Annotated in this window: 18 protein-coding genes; 10 read left to right on the forward strand and 8 right to left on the reverse strand. The window is 71.1% G+C overall.

Going from position 1 to position 17,562, the window contains the following annotated elements:
- The 3 genes from VEC03_RS07475 to VEC03_RS07485 all read left to right on the forward strand — a co-directional run.
- Positions 1–261, forward strand: a 261-nt coding sequence (locus VEC03_RS07475; protein WP_324914074.1) for a 2,3-bisphosphoglycerate-dependent phosphoglycerate mutase, incomplete at its 5' end; no start/stop codon positions are given.
- Between the two features lie 100 nt (positions 262–361).
- Positions 362–1,804: a S41 family peptidase gene (locus VEC03_RS07480; RefSeq protein ID WP_324914075.1), complete on the forward strand. Its 1,443-nt coding sequence runs from the start codon at positions 362–364 to the stop codon at positions 1,802–1,804.
- A 106-nt stretch (positions 1,805–1,910) separates the two neighbouring features.
- Positions 1,911–2,663, forward strand: coding sequence for a molybdopterin-synthase adenylyltransferase MoeB (locus VEC03_RS07485; RefSeq protein WP_324914076.1), 753 nt, complete (start codon positions 1,911–1,913; stop codon positions 2,661–2,663).
- 13 nt (positions 2,664–2,676) lie between these two features.
- Here VEC03_RS07485 and VEC03_RS07490 read toward each other — a convergent pair whose 3' ends face one another.
- Positions 2,677–4,863, reverse strand: a complete 2,187-nt coding sequence (locus VEC03_RS07490; protein WP_324914078.1) for an AsmA family protein — start codon at positions 4,861–4,863, stop codon at positions 2,677–2,679.
- Positions 4,864–4,875: 12 nt separating this feature from the next.
- Complete coding sequence (locus VEC03_RS07495) at positions 4,876–5,016, reverse strand: hypothetical protein (RefSeq protein WP_324914079.1); 141 nt, start codon at positions 5,014–5,016, stop codon at positions 4,876–4,878.
- 215 nt (positions 5,017–5,231) lie between these two features.
- On the opposite strand from VEC03_RS07495, the gene VEC03_RS07500 reads away from it, so the two are divergent.
- Positions 5,232–5,612: a response regulator gene (locus tag VEC03_RS07500; RefSeq protein WP_324914081.1), complete on the forward strand. Its 381-nt coding sequence runs from the start codon at positions 5,232–5,234 to the stop codon at positions 5,610–5,612.
- A gap of 133 nt (positions 5,613–5,745) precedes the next feature.
- Here the strand turns inward: VEC03_RS07500 and VEC03_RS07505 are convergent, their stop codons facing one another.
- Complete coding sequence (locus tag VEC03_RS07505; RefSeq protein ID WP_013902425.1) at positions 5,746–6,378, reverse strand: response regulator; 633 nt, start codon at positions 6,376–6,378, stop codon at positions 5,746–5,748.
- Positions 6,379–6,496: 118 nt separating this feature from the next.
- Between VEC03_RS07505 and VEC03_RS07510 the strand changes: the two genes are divergently transcribed.
- From VEC03_RS07510 to VEC03_RS07530, 5 genes are all read left to right on the forward strand, one after another.
- Positions 6,497–7,906 carry a CHASE3 domain-containing protein gene (locus VEC03_RS07510; RefSeq protein ID WP_324914083.1) on the forward strand — a complete coding sequence of 470 codons (1,410 nt, stop codon included), beginning with the start codon at positions 6,497–6,499 and terminating at the stop codon, positions 7,904–7,906.
- A gap of 175 nt (positions 7,907–8,081) precedes the next feature.
- Entirely contained in the window at positions 8,082–8,384 is a 303-nt protein-coding gene (locus tag VEC03_RS07515; protein WP_324914085.1) for a hypothetical protein, read from the forward strand.
- Positions 8,385–8,392: 8 nt separating this feature from the next.
- The gene (locus tag VEC03_RS07520) at positions 8,393–8,773 is read left to right on the forward strand and encodes a phage holin family protein (protein ID WP_324914086.1); all 381 of its coding nucleotides are present in this window, start codon (positions 8,393–8,395) and stop codon (positions 8,771–8,773) included.
- A 91-nt stretch (positions 8,774–8,864) separates the two neighbouring features.
- Positions 8,865–9,341: a hypothetical protein gene (locus VEC03_RS07525; protein ID WP_324914087.1), complete on the forward strand. Its 477-nt coding sequence runs from the start codon at positions 8,865–8,867 to the stop codon at positions 9,339–9,341.
- Positions 9,342–9,420: 79 nt separating this feature from the next.
- Positions 9,421–9,744, forward strand: coding sequence for a BON domain-containing protein (locus VEC03_RS07530; RefSeq protein ID WP_324914089.1), 324 nt, complete (start codon positions 9,421–9,423; stop codon positions 9,742–9,744).
- A gap of 11 nt (positions 9,745–9,755) precedes the next feature.
- Here VEC03_RS07530 and VEC03_RS07535 read toward each other — a convergent pair whose 3' ends face one another.
- Positions 9,756–10,235: a BON domain-containing protein gene (locus tag VEC03_RS07535; RefSeq protein ID WP_324914090.1), complete on the reverse strand. Its 480-nt coding sequence runs from the start codon at positions 10,233–10,235 to the stop codon at positions 9,756–9,758.
- Between the two features lie 127 nt (positions 10,236–10,362).
- Positions 10,363–12,783 (reverse strand): ligase-associated DNA damage response DEXH box helicase, encoded by a 2,421-nt coding sequence (locus VEC03_RS07540; RefSeq protein ID WP_324914124.1) that lies wholly within the window; start codon positions 12,781–12,783, stop codon positions 10,363–10,365.
- A gap of 137 nt (positions 12,784–12,920) precedes the next feature.
- Here VEC03_RS07540 and VEC03_RS07545 point away from each other — a divergent pair, with 137 nt between their 5' ends.
- On the forward strand, positions 12,921–14,576 hold the full coding sequence (locus VEC03_RS07545; protein ID WP_324914091.1) for a SulP family inorganic anion transporter: 1,656 nt from the start codon (positions 12,921–12,923) through the stop codon (positions 14,574–14,576).
- Here the strand turns inward: VEC03_RS07545 and VEC03_RS07550 are convergent.
- Genes VEC03_RS07550 through VEC03_RS07560 form a run of 3 tightly spaced genes read right to left on the reverse strand, consistent with a single transcriptional unit; the run spans position 14,566 to position 17,507 of the window.
- The gene (locus tag VEC03_RS07550; RefSeq protein WP_324914092.1) at positions 14,566–14,973 is read right to left on the reverse strand and encodes a GtrA family protein; all 408 of its coding nucleotides are present in this window, start codon (positions 14,971–14,973) and stop codon (positions 14,566–14,568) included. The two genes, VEC03_RS07545 and VEC03_RS07550, sit on opposite strands and share 11 nt — an antisense overlap.
- Complete coding sequence (locus tag VEC03_RS07555; protein ID WP_324914093.1) at positions 14,970–16,442, reverse strand: hypothetical protein; 1,473 nt, start codon at positions 16,440–16,442, stop codon at positions 14,970–14,972. Before VEC03_RS07555 ends, VEC03_RS07550 begins: the two co-directional genes overlap by 4 nt.
- A 9-nt stretch (positions 16,443–16,451) precedes the next feature.
- The gene (locus VEC03_RS07560; RefSeq protein WP_324914095.1) at positions 16,452–17,507 is read right to left on the reverse strand and encodes a glycosyltransferase family 2 protein; all 1,056 of its coding nucleotides are present in this window, start codon (positions 17,505–17,507) and stop codon (positions 16,452–16,454) included.
- Between the last annotated feature and the right edge of the window lie 55 nt (positions 17,508–17,562).

The following is a 17,562-nucleotide window of genomic DNA, read 5'->3' on the forward strand; positions in this document are numbered from 1 at the left end:
TTCTGGAACGAGTCGATGGCGCCGGCGATCCGCGCCGGCCGGCGGCTGGTGGTGGCAGCCCACGGCAACTCGATCCGCGCGCTCGTCAAATACCTGGACGGCATCTCCGACGACGACATCGTCGGGCTCAACATTCCGAACGGCATCCCGCTGGTCTACGAGCTCGACGACGAGCTCAAGCCACTGCGGCACTACTACCTCGGCGATGCGGCAGCCGCCGAGAAGGCGGCGGCCGCGGTCGCCGCACAAGGCAAGGCCTGAAACTGAAATCTGCCGCGGCGCCCTCGGGTACGAGGAACCCCGGCAGACAACTTGCTTCCAAGCTGTGTATATTGGTTTGACAGGCGACAAGGACATTTAAATGGGGCAGAAACTCAAGATCACCGGCTGGGTCGCAGCCGGCGCCGTTGCTGGCGCGCTGACCACCGTCTCGTTGCAAACAGTTGCACGAGGCTCATTGGCCCCTCTCCCACTCGAAGAACTGCAGCAGCTCGCAGCCGTGTTCGGCATGGTGAAGAGCGACTACGTCGAGCCTGTAGACGAAAAGAAGCTGATCTCGGACGCGATCTCCGGCATGGTCGCCGGGCTCGATCCGCATTCGCAGTACTTCGACAAGAAGTCCTTCAAGGAATTTCGAGAAGGCACCACCGGCCGCTTCGTCGGGGTGGGCATCGAGATCTCGCAGGAAGACGGCCTGATCAAGGTGGTGTCGCCGATCGAGGGCTCGCCCGCCTTCCGCGCCGGCCTCAAGCCCAACGACATGATCACCCGCATCGACGACACGGCAGTGCGCGGGCTCTCGCTCAACGAGGCGGTCAAGCGCATGCGCGGCGAGGCCAACACCAAGGTGCTGCTGACGATCTTCCGCAAGGATGAGAACCGCACCTTCCCGGTGACCATCACGCGCGAGGAGATCCGCACCCAGTCCGTCAAGGGCAAGATGGTCGAGCCGGGCTACGCCTGGATCCGGCTGTCGCAGTTCCAGGAGCGCACGGTCGAGGACTTCGTGCGCAAGGTCGATGAGCTGTACAAGGCCGACCCCAACCTCAAGGGCTTGGTGCTGGACCTGCGCAACGATCCGGGCGGCCTGCTCGACGCCGCGGTCGCCATCTCCGCCGCCTTCCTGCCGGACAACGTGACGGTGGTCTCCACCAACGGCCAGCTTCCCGAGAGCAAGTTCGTCTACAAGGCCTCGCCGGAGTTCTACCAGCGCCGCGCCGGCCCCGACCCGCTGCGCCGCCTGCCGGCCGCGATCAAGAACGTGCCGCTGGTGGTGCTGGTCAACGAAGGCTCGGCCTCGGCCAGCGAGATCGTCGCCGGCGCCCTGCAGGACCACAAGCGCGCCACCATCCTGGGCAGCCAGACCTTCGGCAAGGGTTCGGTGCAGACAGTGCGCCCGCTCGGCCCCGACACCGGCCTGAAGCTGACCACGGCGCGCTACTACACGCCGAGCGGCAAGTCGATCCAGGCGCGCGGCATCGTGCCGGACGTGCTGATCGATGAGAGCGAGGAAGGCAACCTGTTCTCGCTGCTGCGCACCCGCGAGGCCGACCTCGAGAAGCACCTGGGCAACGGCCAGGTGCCGGAGGTGAAGGACCCCCTGCTGGAGAAGCGGCGCGAGGAAGCGCGCAAGCGCGCCGAGGAGGAAGCCCGCAAGCCGGCGTCGGAGCGCAAGCTCCCCGAGTACGGCGTGCTGGAAAAGGACTTCCAGCTGGTGCAGGCGCTCAACCAGCTCAAGGGCCGCCCGGTGCTGGTGAGCAAGACCCAGGTGATCGAGAACAAGGCCGAGAAGAAGGAGAACTGAACTGGCGCGGCGCGCAGCGCCGCCCGGTCATCCCCGCCTTCGCGGGCCTGACGCGATCCAGAAGCCGGCGACCTGCCGGCTTTTCTTTTGCGCCCACAATTCCCCCATGACCGACGACGACCTGCTGCGTTATTCCCGCCACATCCTGCTGGAGGAAATCGGCGTGGAGGGCCAGGAGCGGCTGGCGCGCAGCCATGCACTCGTGATCGGGGCCGGGGGCCTCGGCTCGCCGGCGACGCTGTACCTGGGCACCGCCGGGGTCGGCCGCATCACGCTGGTGGACCACGACCACGTGGACCTGACCAACCTGCAGCGGCAGCTCGCCCATGCCATGGACCGGATCGGCCAGCCCAAGGCGCAGTCGGCCCGGGCGGCCGTGGCGGCCCTGAACCCGCACGTGCGGGTCGAGCCGGTCGTCGCCCATGCCGACGACGCGCTGCTCGACCAGCTGGTGCCGCAGGCGGACGTGGTGCTGGATTGCTGCGACAACTTCGCCACCCGGCAGGCCGTCAACGCCGCCTGTGCGCGCCACCGCAAGCCGCTGGTGTCCGGCGCCGCCATCCGCTTCGACGGCCAGGTGGCGGTCTACGACACCCGGGATCCGGCCTCGCCCTGCTACGCCTGCCTGTTCCCGCCGGACAGCGCCCCGGAAGAGACGCGCTGCGCCACGCTGGGCGTGTTCGCGCCCCTGGTGGGCATCGTGGGCGCCACCCAGGCCGCCGAGGCCCTGAAGCTGCTGTGCGGCATCGGCACCTCGCTGGCCGGGCAGCTGCTGATGCTGGACGCCCGCAGCATGGACTGGAGCCGCATGCGCACGCCGCGGCGGGCTGGCTGCCCCGTTTGCGGAACTCGAAGCTAGGCGCCGAAGGCCGCTAGGGCGCGGCCGGCTTGCCTGGAGTGGCGATGCCGGCGGTGTCGGCCGCTTGTGCGGGCGTCCGCGCGCTGGCGGCCGGCGCCTTCCGCGCAGGGCCCGACCCCTGGCTCGCACGGCCTGCGGCCGGACCGGCACCCATGCGCTTGCCCGCATCCGCGGCGCCCGCGCCCGCTGCCACATCCTTGTCCAGCCGCGATTTCGCGCGCGGCGCCGCCACCGACTGCAGCGTGCCGGCGCAGTTCGCATCCTGGCCCGGACCGGTCTCCACGGTGGCGGCGAGCGCCAGCAGCGGGTTGATGGCCCCCAGCGCGATCGCCAGCCCCGCACGGCCGGCCAGGGCGCCCTTGTCCAGCCCCACCTCGGGCGCACCGAAGGTGCCGGCGATGTGCAGCGGCGATCGCAGGCTCAGGATGCTGGTGTCCTTGGGCGAGGGGCGGATCACGATGTCCATGCGCTCGCGTCCCAGGTGGAGGGTGCCGCCGCCTTCGAAGACCGTGTCGTCGGTGTCGATGACCAGCGCGCGGGAGGTCATGAGGCCATCCTGGACGTCGAACGAGACAGCCGCGCATCGCAGCTTCACGCGGTCGTCGCCCCGGACCAGGAACTTCATGATCTCGCCGCCGTCCAGCCCGGCGAACTCCAGCAGCAGGTTGCTGATCTGGCCGTTGCCCATCAGCAGCGCGAGCTGGCCGTCGGCACTGGCCAGCAACTGCGCGACCGAACGCCCCTGCGCCGCCAGGTCGACCTGGCCCTGGATCTTGCCGTAGCTGTTGCGGACCGATTCGGACTGCGGGAACAGGCGGCTCAACTCCAGCGAACGCGCATCCAGCCGCGTCTTCACCGCCACCGGCTGCGCGTTGGCATCGATGCGCAGCGTGCCGGCCAGCCGGCCACCCGCCACCCCCAGGTCCATGGGATCGAGCACCAGCACGCCGTCCTGCAGCCGCACGTGCGCGGCCATGCGGTCCAGCGGCAGGCCCTTCGCATTGACGACCTTGGCGGCATCGATGCGCACGTCCGCGTTCATGGCCTGCAGGCCGCCGACGTTGAGCGGGGCGGCCGGCAGCACCTTGCGGCCGGGGTCCTTCGCCTCCGGGCGTTCGCCGCGCCGCTGGTCGTGCTTCGCCGCGCCGCGCGCGCTTTCATCCAGGCCGATCACCGGAGCCAGGTCCTCGAAGTCCAGGGACCGCGACTGGAGGTGGCCGGTGAGCAAGGGCCGGGCGCCCGAGCGGTCGAAGGCCAGCTCGCCTTGCATGTCGGTGCGGCCCAGCGTGGCGTCGATGTTGCGCACGTGCCAGGTGGCGCCCTCCCGGGACAGGTGCCCCATCACCGCGTAGCGGCGGGTGTCGGGCAGCGTCACGCCCACCAGCCGGTAGAGCTCCGCGAGGTTGGGCCCATGCAGGCGGAAGTCGACGTTGGCGCCGTCCAAGCTGGCCAGGCTGGCGACGGTGCCGCTCGCGCGCAGCTGCGTGCCACCGGTGCTCGCCTGCACCTGCGCCGGGAAAGGCTGCTGCAGCGGCTGGCTCAGGTACAGCACGTCGCCCGTGCGGCCTTCGGCCCGGAACGGCTGGTCGTGCCAGCGGCCCTGCGCCTGGAAGCGCAGGGGCATGGGCGGCCCCGCCTGCCCGCCTGCGGCGCCCTGCCGCGGATCGATCGCGAAGGTGGTGCGGATGTCGGCCCCCTGGTGGGAAGCGAGATAGTGGAGCGAGCCTTCGTCCACCACCAGCGCGCCGATCGCGGGCACGTTCTTCTCGTCCGAGGTGTCGCCGCTCAGCGCCCAGGTGCGGCGGCCGTCCGGCTCGATCTGCAGGCCCAGTTGCGGCTTGCCCAGGTGCACGGAGGGCAGCACGATCTCGCGCCGCAGCAGCAGCGGGACGATGCGCACGGCCACTTCGGCGCGCTCGGCCTTGATGAGGAAGGGATCCTGCGCCCAGTCGGGGTTGGCGAACTCGACGCCGTCCATGAGCACGCGGGTGGTACGGCCGAGCTCGACATCGAGGTGGCGGGTGATCGCGAAGTGGCGCCCGGTCTTCTCGCTCACGTAGCGGTTGACCGGCCCGCGCAGCAGGTCCCAGGGAAAGAGCGCCAGCAGCAGGACGAGGGCCGCGATGGCCGCGGCCAGCACGGCGAGCGCCTTCAGCCACCCCCGCGCTCGCAGGGGATGGGAAGGCGCGGCGGTGCTCATGGGATCAGGCGGTCATCGCCCGCTGGCGGTGTGTGTAGCCGCTGGCGGAGCGACCAGCGCTTGCCAGGCGTCGGCCGGCTCGCCCAGCGCCACGATGGCGGCCGCGACCAGCGTGCCGAAGAAGATCATCAGGGTATCGAGAACCAGCTTCATGGCCGTGGGGCGTACTGCATGGGGGCGGGATGGACCGCGAGCAGTGTGGCGGCCGAGGAGGCACGGATCGGTCAGCACCGTGCGTGACGTCCTGTCGTCCTTGGCCTACGGGACACCGGTAGGAGTGCTCCTACGGCCGGGCTTGCCCATGGGCCTCACAATCGGGGTGAGCGGCGCGCCACAGGAGGCACGCTGGCGCGACCTCACCTTCGCCCGTGGAACTGAAAGCCTTCATCGTCGAGGACAACGCCACCATCCGGGAGAACCTGATCGGCGCGCTGGAAGAACTGGCCGCCATCCAGGTGCTCGGGTGGGCGGAGGCCGAGAACGACGCCAAGGCCTGGCTCGCCAAGCCGGGCGACGACTGGGACCTCGCGATCGTCGACCTGTTCCTCAAGCAGGGCAGCGGGCTGGGCATCCTGGACGCGCTGCGCGGCCGGCGCCCCGGACAGCGCGTGGTGGTGCTGTCGAACTACGCCACCACCGACATGCGCAAGCGCTGCTCGCAACTGGGCGCCGATGCAGTGTTCGACAAGTCCAACGAGATCGACGCCCTGATCGACTACTGCGTGCAGCAGTCGCACGCGCGGGCGTGAATCACACGGGCGGCATCGCCATCATGGCGAGGGGGCCGCGGCCACAGCGACGCGAGGAAGCCAGGAACGCGAAAGCCCTGGATTCCCGCCTTCGCGGGAATGACAGGGCTCCCTGGTACCGGTACGCGCCGCTTCAGTCGATCAGCTTGTTCTTCAGCGCGTAGTAGGTGAGGTCGCTGTTGGAAGCGAGGCTCATCTTCTCCATCAGCCGCGTGCGGTAGGTGCTGACGGTCTTGACGCTGAGCGACAGGGCCTTGGCGATGTCGCCCGCGGTCTCGCCCTTGGCGAGCTTGAGGAACACCTGGAACTCGCGTTCGGACAACTGCTCGTGCGGCGCGCCGCCTTCCTTGCGATTGAGCTGCTGGGCGAGCAGCTCCGCCACCGCCGGCGAGATGTAGCGGCGGCCCAGCGCGATGGTGCGGATCGCGTTGACGATCTCCATCGGCTCGCATTCCTTGTTCAGGTAGCCGCTCGCGCCCTGCCGGATCAGGTTCATCGCGTAGTGCTCCTCGGGGTAGCCCGAGAGGATCAGGATGCCCACGTCAGGCGCCTTCGCGCGGATCATGCCGAGGGCATCGATGCCGCTCTGGCCTGGCATGGAGAGGTCCATCACCAGCACGTCGAGCTCGGTGGTCCGCACCAGGTCGATGGCTTCGCGGCCGCTCGCGGCCTCGCCCACCACGCGCAGGTCCACCTGCTCGGAGAAGAACTGCTTGAGCCCCGAGCGCACGATGGCATGGTCATCCACAATGCCGACTTTGATCATGTCTGTTCTCTTTCCAAGTGGCAGCCGCCAAGGCAATTGTGACCCAAGGCGCGCCTGAAATGGCCTACCCTCCAGCCATGATTATTCCGGGTTTCATTCTCATCGGGTGTGCATCCAAGTGAAAGCAGGGCACTCGAAAGGACTACCCGCGAAGGCGATCAGCCTGCTGCTTGCGGTGCTGTCGGCCTGCCTGCTGATCGGCATCAGCGAGGCCGGCTACTACCGCTCGCGGGCCGAACTCGACAGGATGTCGGAAGAGGTGCAGGCGCGCACGGCCATCAGCCGGCTGCTGCAGCTGGTGCTGGACGCCGAGACCGGCTCGCGCGGCTTCCTGCTGACCGGCGACCCCCGCTACCTCGAACCCTACAACAAGGCGGTGGGCGACATCGGCCAGGGCCTGGAAGCGCTGCGGCAGGCCTATGCCGGGGCGCCGGAGGAGTCCGGCATCGTCGGCCAGCTCGCCCGCAACGTGCAGCGCAAGCTGGCGGAGATGGACCTCACGGTTCGCATGCGCAAGGAGGGCAAGGAGGACACCTGGAAGTTCGTGCTGCTCAGCGACGTGGGCAAGGAGCAGATGGACGCGATCCGCGAGCAGGCCGGGCGCCTGACCCAGCTGACCGGCCGCCGCATCGACGTCGGCCGGGACCAGGTGGGGACCACGCTGATGTACGCGCGCATCGGCGTCGCGCTCGGCGCGCTGGCGGCGCTGCTCGCGTTCTGGCTCTACCTGCGGCTGGCCACCGCGCTGAAGGCGGCCGACGAGAAGCAGCAGCGGGCGCTGGAGCAGGAGCGCGACCTGCTCGGGCAGCAGGTGCGCGAGCGCACCGCCACGCTGGCCGAACTGGCCACCCACCTGCAGCAGGTGCGCGAGGAGGAGCGCGGCCACCTGGCGCGCGAACTGCACGACGAACTGGGGGCCCTGCTGACGGCCGCCAAGCTCGATGTGGCCCGCCTGAAGTCGCGCCTGCACGGCCAGCCGCCGGAAGTGGGGCAGCGCCTGCAGCACCTGACCGAGACCCTGAACAGCGGCATCGCGCTGAAGCGCCGCATCATCGAGGACCTGCGGCCGTCGGCGCTGTCCAACCTGGGGCTGACCGCGTCCCTGGAGATCCTGGCGCGCGAGTTCTCCGATCGCTCCGGCGTCGAGGTGGCGGCCAGCCTGGAGCCCGTCGAACTCGACGACGCACACCAGCTCACGGTCTACCGGCTGGTGCAGGAGTCGCTCACCAACATGGCCAAGTACGCGCACGCCCGGCATGCGCAGGTGAACGTGCACGGGTATGGCAACCACGTCGAGGTGGTCGTGAGCGACGACGGCAAGGGTTTCGATCCGGCGCAGGTGAAGCCCTCCACCCACGGGCTGGCCGGGATGCGCCATCGCGTCGAAGCCGCCGGCGGCCGCCTGACGGTCACCAGCAGTCCGGGGGCTGGAACCCGCGTGAAGGCGGTGCTGCCCTCCCGGCCACTGCAGGTCCGTAAGGGCCCGCCACGGATGGAGCCCGGTTCAAAAGAACCCGAACGGCTGTAGTCGGGTTCCTACAGAGCGCCGCCTTGCCTGCCGACAGCCGGTCACGCCTGCGGCTGATCAGCCAGGGCCGGCTTCGACGCTTACGCTCATTGCTCGCCCGCGCTTTCCGCAGCAGCGCACGCGACGGTTGCCGCGTCCGGGCCGCGGCAGACAACCACGAACGAGAGGACACCCCATGGCCTTCAGCAGCAGATCGCTCCGTGCCGGAGCCGCCCAGCAATCCTTTGCCGACGATGCGCGGGAGAAGATGCGCGACATGCGCTACGGCGCCCAGGACCTCGCCAGTCGCGGCATGAGCGCGGTGGGCGAAACCGCCGCTGCCGCCCAGGAGCGCCTGGGGCGCTACGCGGGCGCCACCGGCCGCTACGTGTCGGAGCAGCCCGTCAAGTCGGCGCTCATCGCTGCCGCCATCGGCGCCGCGGTGGCCGCCATCGTGATGGTCGCGCGCAGCCGCCGCCACAGCCGCTACTACTACTGAAGCCGGCCATGAGCCTGGTGCACCCGATCTTCTCGGTGCTCGTGAGCCGGCCCGAGCTGGTCATGAACCACGTGGCCGGCTACGCCGCGCTGGCCCAGGAGGAAGCGACCTCCGTCGGCACCGAGGTCGCCAAGCGCGCGATCGCATGGGCCGTCTGCGGCGTCTGCGCCCTGGTTTTCGTGCTGCTCGCCGGCGTGGCGCTGATGCTGGGCGCGGTGAACGGCGATTTCCACTGGGCGCTGCTGCTGGTGCCCGCCGTGCCGCTGGTGGGCGCGGTCGTGGCCTGGACGATCGCGCGCAGGCAGCTGCCGGCGCGGGCCTTTGCCGAGCTGCGGGCGCAACTCGATGCCGACGTGCAGGCACTGCGCACTCTCGGGGGGAGGCCATGAGCGCCGCACGGCCGCCCGAAGGCGCTCGCCCCCTCCGCTTGCGGAGGGGGGAGGCGCAGGCCGCGAAGCGGACAAGCCTGGGGGAGGCTCGATGAGCGCCGGGTCCGATCGCCTGGAGCGCAGCCGGCTGGCCATCCTCGAGCACGTCCACCGCAAGGAACTGCGCCGGCAGGGCCGGCCCGCCGCAGAAGGCAGCACCGCCGCCGTCCACGCCGGTGATGCCGGCACCGAAGTCGACGCGCCGGGCGCGCGACCAGGTGGCGGACCCGCCTGGTTCGAGGCGGCCCAGGACATGCTGGATGGCTGGTGGCGATACCACCCGGCGCACCTGGCGCTGGACATCGCGCGGCCGGCGCTCACCGCCTACGCCCGCCGCAGCCCCCTGCTCTACCTGGGCGCTGCGGCCGCAGCTGGCGCGGCGGTGTTCTACATGCGGCCGTGGAAGCTGATCTCCGTCACCGGCGTGCTGCTGGCGATCGTGAAGTCGCCGCAGGTCGCATCGCTGGCGATGCGGGCCCTGTCGGCCGGTCGAACCCCGCCCTCGGACGGCGGGGCCGTCCAGCAGTGACGAACGCGCGGGCCGGCGTGGTGCGACCGGACCGGGCGTGCAGGACCAACGCACCGTAGTACTGGAACCGGGAGCAGACATGAAGCAGTACGCACGGGCCCTGGCGATCGCCGCGTTGGCCGGCGCCACCGTGTTGGCCACGGGTTGCGCCGTGGTGCGCGGCCAGGAAACGGCCGGCGCCTACGTGGACGACACCGCCACCACCACGGCCGTCAAGGCCAAGTTCGTGGAAGACAAGACGGTCGATGCCGCCGCCATCAAGGTGCAGACCCTCAATGGCACGGTCCAGCTGTCGGGCTTCGCGAAGTCCAACGCCGAGAAGGCCCAGGCCGAATACCTGGCTCGCAACACCAAGGGCGTGCGCGCCGTCCGCAACGACATCCTCGTGCGGCCGGGCAACTGAGCGCCGTCCGGCTATCCGCTCGCCAGCGTGAGCTGGTCGTTCACGCGCCGCACGCCCTTGACGGCGTGCGCCAGTTCGCCGGCGCGCGCTCGCACTGCCGCCGTGGGCACCGAGCCGCTGAGCGTGACGACGCCATCGCGGGTGTCCACGTCGATGCGCACCTCGCGCAGTTCGGCATCGGCCGCCAGGCGCGCCTTCACGCCGGCGGTGATCTCGGGATCGGGCTCGCGGCCGCCGGCGGGGGGCGGCAAGGCCCCCGGAACGCCCGGCGGCAAGGCCCGCGCGGGTGCCGCGCCCATGCTGGCGGTGCGGGGGTCGGGGTCATCGCCGGCCTGGCGCGTGGCCGAGCGGTCCTGCGCCGCGGCCGTCGTGGACGAGCGCGGGCTGCTGTCCGCCCGGTCGCTCTCCGATCGCGGATCGGGCGCGGGCTTGCACCCCGCCAGCACGAGCAGGGCCAGAGCGGCTGTCGCCGCGGCCAGGGCTTTGTTCACCAAAACTGTCATCGGATCTCCGTCAGGGGCCAGGCGGCTGCGCCGCATCGGTCCAATCTAGGAAGCTGCACGCGACCTGTCCGGCCGCCGAGGCCGCAAGCGGCTGTAGGACCACTCGCGCAGGCGCTCAGCCAGGATCGCGGGCGGCCTGCCGCAGGATGCGGTCCAGCCGGGCCGACAGCTGCTCGGTCGTGAGCTGCTCGCGGAAGCGTTCCACCATCAGCGGCAGGCTCAGCGGGCTGGGGTGCCGCAGCTGCACGTGGTCGATGCGCAGGGTGCGGAACCTCTCGAGCGTGGCGCGCAGCCGCGAGATCTCCAGTTCCTGGCCCAGCACTTCCTGCTCGGCCTGCGACAGCAGCAGGTTGCCGCGGTCGTACTTGCGGAACACCTCGTAGAACAGACCGCTGGAGGCCTGCAGCTGGCGCAGGCTGCGGGGCTGGCCCGGGTAGCCGGTGAACACAAGGCCGGCCACGCGGGCGATCTCGCGGAAGCGGCGCTGCGCCAGCTCCGAGGCGTTGAGCGAGGCCAGCACGTCGTGCAGCAGCTCGCCGGTGTCGAACAGGCGGCCATCGAGCGCCGGCGCGATGTCGAACGGCTCGGCGCTCACCAGCTCGAAGCCGTAGTCGTTGACCGAGAGGCTGAAGGTGTTGGGCCGCTCGCGCGCCAGCCGCCACGCCAGCAGGCTGGCCAGGCCCAGGTGCACGTGGCGGCCGGCGAACGCATGCACGTACAGGTGCTGGCCCTCGCGCGACTGCAGGCTCTCCAGCAGCAGCATGCCGGGGGTGGGGATGCGCGACAGGCGCGCCTGCAGTTCCAGCAGCGGCCGCGCGGCCCGCAGCTCGGGATGCGGGTAGCGGCCCTCGGCGGCGACCTGCAGCATCTCCAGCACCGCGTCGGCCAGTTCCGCGCTCAGGGCCATCTTGCTGCCCATCCAGGTCGGCACGGTGCCGCGGCTGCGCTCGGCCTTGCGCACGTAGGCGACCATCTCGCGCACGCGCACGAACTCCAGCAGGCGCCCCGCGAAGTAGAAGCAGTCGCCCTTGCGCAGGCGGGCGATGAAACCTTCCTCGATGGTCCCCAACGTGCCGCCGGAGAGGTATTTCACCTGCATCGCGGCGTCGCTGACGATGGTGCCCACCGACAGCCGGTGCCGGCGCGCGATGCCGCCATCGGGCACGCGCCACAGGCCCTGCTCGTCCTGGGCGATGCGGTGGTAGTCGGGATAGGCCGTCAGGCTCTCGCCGCCGCGCGCGCAGAAGGCCAGCGCCCAGTCGAACTCTTCGCGGGTGAGCTCGCGGTAGGCCCAGGCGCTGCGCACCTCTCCGTACAGCGCGTCGGCCTCGAAGCCGCCGCCCAGGGCCACGGTGACGAGGTGCTGCACCAGCACGTCCAGCGGCTTGGCCGGCGACTCGCGGCTTTCCACCCGCCCCTCGTAGGCGGCGCAGCGCGCGGCGGCGGCCTCCACGATCTCCAGCGTGTGGGTGGGCACCAGGGTCAGCCGGCTGGCGCGGCCCGGCGCATGGCCGCTGCGGCCGGCCCGCTGCAGGATGCGCGCCACCCCCTTGGCGGACCCGATCTGCAGCACCCGCTCCACTGGCAGGAAGTCCACGCCCAGGTCCAGCGAGGAGGTGGCCACCACCGCGCGCAGGGTCCCTTGCTTGAGGCCCGCCTCCACCCACTCGCGCGTGGCCCGGTCCAGGGAGCCGTGGTGCAGTGCGATCTCGCCGGCCCAGTCCGGACGCGCCTGCAGCAGCAGCTGGTACCAGGCCTCGGCCTGCGAGCGCACGTTGGTGAACACCAGGGTGCTGCCGCCGGCACGGGCGATCTCCTCGGCGACGGGCTGCTGCATCTGCGCGCCCAGGTGGCCCGCCCAGGAATACTGGCCCGGCTCGCGCGGGATCAGCGTGTCGATCACCAGCTTCTTGTCGATCCGGCCGCGCACCAGCACGGGCTCGGGTCGGGCGGCCTCCCCGCAAAGCACCGCCATGGCCTGCTCCAGGTTGCCCAGCGTGGCACTCAGGCCCCAGGTCACGAGCCCGGGGTTCCAGCGGCGCAGGCGGGCCAGCGCCAGCTGCACCTGCACGCCCCGCTTGCTGCCGATCAGCTCGTGCCACTCGTCCACGATCACGAAGCCGACCGACTGCAGTTCGGCGCGCGCGTGTTCGCGCGTGAGCATCAGGCTCAGGGACTCGGGCGTGGTCACCAGCGCCGTAGGCCAGCGGCGGTCCTGGCGAGCCCGTTCGGCGGCGGCGGTATCGCCGGTGCGCTGGCCCAGGGTCCAGGCCGGGGCGAGATCACGCAGCGGCTCGCCGAGCGCGCGCGTGGTGTCCGCCGCCAGCGCGCGCATCGGCGTGATCCACAGCGCCCGCAGCGGCTCGGCCATGCGAGCGGGTGGATGGCGCCGCCGCAGTTCGTCCAGCACCCCCAGCCAGACCGCGTAGGTCTTGCCGGCGCCGGTGGTCGCGTGCAGCAGGCCGCTGCGGCCCTGGGCGATCGCGCGCCACACCTGGCGCTGGAAGGCGAAGGGCTTCCAGCCGCGCGCGGCCATCCAGGCCGCTCCCGGCGCGCTGCCCTGCGGGCGGGTGTGGTCGGCAGGCAAGGTCGATCGGATGCGATCGATTGTGCATGGGCCAAGGCCGTCGCGAGGGTCGCTCGCGGACCATGCGGCTCGCGTAAGCTCGGCTCATGCGCAGCAGCTTGTCCCGCTGGTTCCCCTTCCTGAACTGGCCCCGGCCCACCCTGGGCCTGATGCGCGGCGAGGTAGCCGCCGCCCTCACCGTGGCGGTCGTCATGGTCCCGCAATCGGTGGCCTACGCCAACCTGGCCGGCATGCCGCTGGTCACCGGCCTGTACGCGACCTTCCTGCCGATGCTGGCGGCGGTGCTGTTCAGCGCCTCGACCCGGCTGTCGGTCGGCCCCTCGGCCCTCAGCAGCGTGCTGGTCGGCGCGTCCCTCATCGGCATGGCCGAGCCCGGCAGCGGTCAATGGGTGGCACTGGCCGTCTGGCTGGCCCTGCTGGCCGGGGCGATGCAGCTGGTGGTGGGCGGCAGCCGCTCGGCCTGGGTGCTGAACCTGGTGAGCTCGCCGGTGCTCACCGGCTTCAGCCAGGCCGCGGCCGTCCTGATCATCGCGTCGCAACTGCCGCGTCTGCTCGGGCTGCAGGGGCCACTGTCCTCGCTGCTGGACCGGCCGCAGTTCGAGCTGGAGGGCATGGCTTACGGGCTGATCAGCGTCGCGCTGTTCGAGCTGGGCAAGCGGCGCTTCCCCAAGATCCCGATGGTGCTGCTGGTGCTGGCCGCCGCCGGCGCGCTCAGCGCCTTCACGGGCTACGACACGCGCGGCAGCGTGGTCGGCGCCCTGCCGGCCGGCCTGCCCTCCCCCTACTGGCCCGGCTGGCCAGGCTGGGAGGCGCTGCGCGACCTGGTCGCCCCGGCCCTGGTGCTGGCGCTGGTCAGCTCGCTGGAGATGGCGGCCAGCGCCAAGATCGAGAACCAGAAGGAGGGCCGGCGCTGGGACGCCAACCAGGACCTGATCGGCCAGGGCATGGGCAAGCTGGTGTCGGGCCTGTCCGGCGCCTTTCCCACCAGCACCTCGTTCTCGCGCTCGGCCATCACTCTCTACGCCGGGGCCAAGACCGGCTGGGCGACGGTGGCGGCCACGGCCATCGTGCTGGTGGTGCTGGTGGCGCTGACGCCGGCGCTGTACCACGTGCCCTCCGCCGCCCTCGCCGCCGTGGTCGTCGCCGCGGTGATGGGCATGATCAAGCCGCGCGTGTTCAAGGCGCTGTGGCAGGTCGACCGGGTCGAGGCGGTCACGGCCGGCGTCACCGTGCTGGTGACCGTGCTGTCGGCCCCGCGCATCTACTGGGGCGTGCTGACCGGCGTGCTGCTGGGGCTGGCGCACTTCCTGTACCTGCGGCTGCACCCGCGCATCATCGAGGTGGGCCTGCACCCGGACGGCAGCCTGCGCGACCGGCACCTGTGGGGCCTGGTGCCGCTGGCGCCGCAGGCCTATGCCCTGCGCATGGACGCCGAGCTGGACTTCGCCTCCGCCTCGGCGCTGGAGCGCACGCTGGTCGAGCACCTGGCCGCGCACCCCGACACCCGCCACGTGTGCCTGTTCGCGCAGCCGATCAACCGCGTGGATGCCACCGGCGTCGAGGTGTTTGCCTCCCTGCGCAAGCTGCTGCAGGGGCGCGGGATCACGCTGCACATCAGCGGCATGAAGCTGCCGGTGGAACGGGTGCTGCGCCGGGCCGGCGAATTGCCCGAGGGACCCCAGCTGCGCCTGTACCGGACCGACCAGGAGGCGCTGCAGGCCTTCGATGGGCTCAACGCCTGAAGGCGAAGTGCTTGCTGCCCAGGTAGTTGAACGCCAGGGCCGCGATCGACGCGATGGCGAAGGGCACGATGGGCCGGGCCGCCATCGCGGGGGAGGCCAGCACCAGCCCGGTGTAGAGGCCGAAATTGACGCCGGTGCCCACCAGGCTCACGGCCAGGTAGCGCCCCAGGCTGCGCAGCAGGCCGATGCCCGGGTCCGGGAAAGTGAAGCCGCGATGCAGCCACCAGGTCGCCAGCACCGCGGCCGGGAACGAAATCGCCCGCGCGGCGATCGGCCCCCAGCCGGCGATCGACACCAATGCCTGCAGCAGGCCGCCATCGACCACGAAGCCGATGCCGCCGACCAGGCTGAAGCGCAGCAGCGGCGGCAACACCGCGATGCGCCCCGGCACCGTCACACCAGGCCCCGGAAATCGAGCAGGCGCGCCGCCACCCCGACCAGCACGACCAGGGAGACGGCAGCCGCGCTCGCCAGCACGGGCCGCGGCCGCTGCCGCAGCTGTCCGCCCAGCCAGGGCAGCAGCACCAGCGTGGCCAGCATCACCGCCAGCAGCGACCAGTAGTGGTAGCGCATGTCGGTGGCCACCCCGATCAGCAGGTAGGCCCCCGAGTACCCCAGCGCCGAGACCGCCAGCACGCGCGCGAGCGCCACGGCACCCGTGGCCGGCTCGCGCCGCAGCAGCACCAGCAGGCAAGCGGCCCAGGCCAGCCAGGTGACGGGCCAGACGCCCGGGTTCTTGCGCAGCAGGTCCATCCGCACGTCGCGCGCGGTCACCAGTTCCAGCGGCGGGCGGGTCGGGTCGCCGGTGCGGTACTCCGGCGTCAGGCGGATGTGCTTGAGCGGCACGGCGAACAGCAGCGCGGAGTTGAAATGCTTGAGCCGGTGCTGCATCCACGCGATCGGGTGGGCGGCGATGCTGCGCAGCCATTGCTGCGCCAGCCCGTCCGGCCGCGTCGGCATCTCGGCGCCGGCGGGTCGGTGCACCTTGTCGGCGCATCGGCCCCACGGGCTGAGGCTGTCCCACCAGTACGGCGAATAGCACTCGCGCAGTTCCTCGCGCGTGAAGGTCGCGCGCGGCTCCAGGATGGCCGGATCGCCGGTGTGCACGGCGATCCCCATCAGGTCGTACAGGAACAGCGACTGCACGGCGTGCTCGGGCTTGGGATCGAAGAGCACCCGGTTGGCGAACTGGCTGGCCGGCAGCGCCAGCACCGCCACCACGACGGTGGCGGCCAGCAGGCGCGGCGCGCGCAGCCAGCTGGCGGGCGCGAGCGCATAGAGCAGCAGCGGCCCCAGCCCGAACAGCGCGTTGGTGCGGACCATCGCCCCGTAGAACAGCAGCGTCGCCACGGCAACACCGGCCGCGATCGACAGGCGGCGGTGCTGCACGCGATGCACGTACAGCACGCCGATGGCGGCTAGCCAGGCCACGGCCATGCCGACGTCCTTGACCACCTGCGCGTTCACGTACAGGAAGGGCGGGAAGGCGCCGGCCAGCAGCACGGCCCAGGCCAGCCGCGGAAAGCCGCTGCGGCGCACCGCGTCGGCGACCAGCCCGAAGCCCAGCCAGTACAGGGTCAGGTGCAGCAGCAGCAGGGGCGCCGGCCCGTCGCCGAACAGGTGCAGCCAGGACCACAGCCAGGCCATGATCGGCGGGTGCCAGTCGCCGTACTGGCCGGTCAGTGCCTGCCGGTACTGGCCGATCGAGTCGTTGTTCATCACGCCGGGGAAATGCAGGACGGCATTGGCGACGAACAGCCCCAGCGCCAGGGCCGCGAGGGTCCAGCCGGACAGCGACAGGCCGCGGGCACGCTCGCCGGTGTCGCTCTCGCCCCAGCCGAACAGCAGGTCGGAATCGGTGTGCATGGCCTGCGCTCAGGACAGCGCCAGCGGGATGTCGGGCAGGGTCGCTTCGTCGGCAGGCGCGGTCGCCGGCTTGCGTCGGCGGCGCGGGGCGGACGGCACGGCGACCGGCTGCGCCGCGGTCTCGGCCGGCCACCCGGGCGCGGGCACGTCGAGGTAGGCCAGCCGCTTGAGTTCGCGGCGCGAGTGCGTCACGGTGTCGAGCACCAGCCCGCACCCCAGCGAGAGCACCGCCACCAGCATGATGCCCACCGACAGGATGGCGGTCGGGAAGCGCGGCACCAGCCCGGTTCTCAGGTACTCCAGGATGACCGGCGTCGACAGGCCGACCGACAGCAGCGCCAGCAGCAGCGCCGCGCAGCCGAAGAACATCAGCGGACGCTCCTCCTTGACCAGCAAACCGATCATGCGCAGGATGCGCAGCCCGTCGCGGATGGTGTTCAGCTTGGACGCGGAGCCTTCGGGCCGGTCCTTGTAGCGGGTGGGCACCTCGGCCGTCTTCATGCGCAGTTCGAGCGCGTGCACCGTGAGCTCGGTCTCGATCTCGAAGCCGCTGGAGGCCGCGGGAAAGGACTTGACGAAGCGCCGCGAGAACACCCGGTAGCCCGAGAGCATGTCCTCGAACTGGTTGCCGAAGATGACCTGCACCAGGCCGGTGAGCATGCGGTTGCCGAAGCGGTGGCCGAAGCGGTAGGCCTCCTTGATGTCGGTCACGCGGGCCCCGTTGACCATGTCCAGCTGGCGGTCCAGCAGCAGGCGGACGAGCGCCGGCGCGTCAGTCGCGTCGTAGGTATCGTCCCCATCGACCAGCACGTACACGTCGGCGTCCACGTCGCTGAACATCCGGCGCATGACGTTGCCCTTGCCGGGAAAGGGCTCGTGGCCGACGATCGCGCCGGCGCGCGCGGCGACCTCCGCCGTGCGGTCGGTCGAGGCGTTGTCGTAGACGTGGATGCGCGCGGTGGGCAGCGCACGGCGGAAGTCCGCAACGACGCGACCGATGGCGACCTCCTCGTTGTAGCAGGGGATCACGACCGCGATGTCGACGTCGTTCAGGTCTCTTGGCATGAATGGCCTCCGGTGGAACGGGCGACGCGTGCGCAACCGTTCGTGAAGTGGGGCC

It is taken from the genome of Ramlibacter sp. (assembly GCF_035627355.1).
GTDB lineage: Bacteria > Pseudomonadota > Gammaproteobacteria > Burkholderiales > Burkholderiaceae_C > Ramlibacter.

Coding starts and splice junctions, on each gene's coding strand:
- VEC03_RS07490 (WP_324914078.1), bottom strand. CDS start 4,863: ATGAGCACCGCCGCGCCTTCCCATCCCCTGCGAGCGCGGGGGTGGCTG.
- VEC03_RS07525 (WP_324914087.1), top strand. CDS start 8,865: ATGAGCGCCGGGTCCGATCGCCTGGAGCGCAGCCGGCTGGCCATCCTC.
- VEC03_RS07555 (WP_324914093.1), bottom strand. CDS start 16,442: ATGCACACCGATTCCGACCTGCTGTTCGGCTGGGGCGAGAGCGACACC.
- VEC03_RS07530 (WP_324914089.1), top strand. CDS start 9,421: ATGAAGCAGTACGCACGGGCCCTGGCGATCGCCGCGTTGGCCGGCGCC.
- VEC03_RS07480 (WP_324914075.1), top strand. CDS start 362: ATGGGGCAGAAACTCAAGATCACCGGCTGGGTCGCAGCCGGCGCCGTT.
- VEC03_RS07515 (WP_324914085.1), top strand. CDS start 8,082: ATGGCCTTCAGCAGCAGATCGCTCCGTGCCGGAGCCGCCCAGCAATCC.
- VEC03_RS07505 (WP_013902425.1), bottom strand. CDS start 6,378: ATGATCAAAGTCGGCATTGTGGATGACCATGCCATCGTGCGCTCGGGG.
- VEC03_RS07485 (WP_324914076.1), top strand. CDS start 1,911: ATGACCGACGACGACCTGCTGCGTTATTCCCGCCACATCCTGCTGGAG.
- VEC03_RS07560 (WP_324914095.1), bottom strand. CDS start 17,507: ATGCCAAGAGACCTGAACGACGTCGACATCGCGGTCGTGATCCCCTGC.
- VEC03_RS07520 (WP_324914086.1), top strand. CDS start 8,393: ATGAGCCTGGTGCACCCGATCTTCTCGGTGCTCGTGAGCCGGCCCGAG.
- VEC03_RS07540 (WP_324914124.1), bottom strand. CDS start 12,783: ATGGCCGCGCGCGGCTGGAAGCCCTTCGCCTTCCAGCGCCAGGTGTGG.
- VEC03_RS07545 (WP_324914091.1), top strand. CDS start 12,921: ATGCGCAGCAGCTTGTCCCGCTGGTTCCCCTTCCTGAACTGGCCCCGG.
- VEC03_RS07495 (WP_324914079.1), bottom strand. CDS start 5,016: ATGAAGCTGGTTCTCGATACCCTGATGATCTTCTTCGGCACGCTGGTC.